This is a genomic window from Mitsuaria sp. TWR114 (assembly GCF_007997345.1).
This window is the reverse complement of the sequence record NZ_VOSR01001136.1, coordinates 1-622: the sequence shown is the minus strand read 5'-3', so window position 1 is coordinate 622 and position 622 is coordinate 1. Positions and strand designations below refer to the sequence as shown.

The 622-nt window shown below is 71.2% G+C and carries 1 protein-coding gene; it reads right to left on the bottom strand.

Features of this window, described 5'->3' with window-relative positions; all coding sequences use genetic code 11:
- Positions 1-128: 128 nt before the first annotated feature.
- Positions 129-622, bottom strand: a 494-nt coding sequence (locus FUT87_RS28160) for a PD40 domain-containing protein (protein WP_186830825.1), incomplete at its 5' end; no start/stop codon positions are given.

Sequence of the window (622 nt, the reverse complement as noted above, 5' to 3'; positions counted from 1 at the left end):
GTCGCGGCCGCTGGCCAGGTCGAGCACGCGCACGCGGCCCTGCTCGGCGTCGCTCCAGCCGAGGTAGACCAGCTGGCGGCCATCGCGCGAGAAGGCCGGGAAGTATTCGAAGCGCTCGGTCTGCGAGGTCAGGCGCCTGGCTTCGCCGACCGGCTGGCCGTCCGCAGCTCGCTCGTGTAGAGGTAGCCCGCGGACGAGAACACCACCCGCCTGCCGTCGGGCGAGACCTTCACCCAGCGCAGCATCTTCGATTCGAAGCTGGCCGGCGCGACCTCATGCGAGAAGCGCACCGCGGGCGTGAACTGGCGTTCGTCCTTCACGTGGAAGGGGATCTCGGCGGCCGAGCCCTTGAACGGATCGATGCGCCAGAGCTTGCCCTGCGCCCAGGCGACGAGCTGGCGGGCATTGGGTGTCCAGGCGATGCCGGGGTAGACGCCGTGCACGGACCAGGACTCCTGCAGGTCGCGCTCCATGCCGGTCCAGGCGGGGAACTCGCGGCCGGTCTTCAGGTCCTTGAGGAACAGCGTGGTGCGGCTGCCCGAGGCGTCGCGCAGGCGGCGGATGAAGGCGAGGTACTTGCCGTCGGGAGAGGGCGTGGGGCGGATCGCGCCGCCGGGGCCGG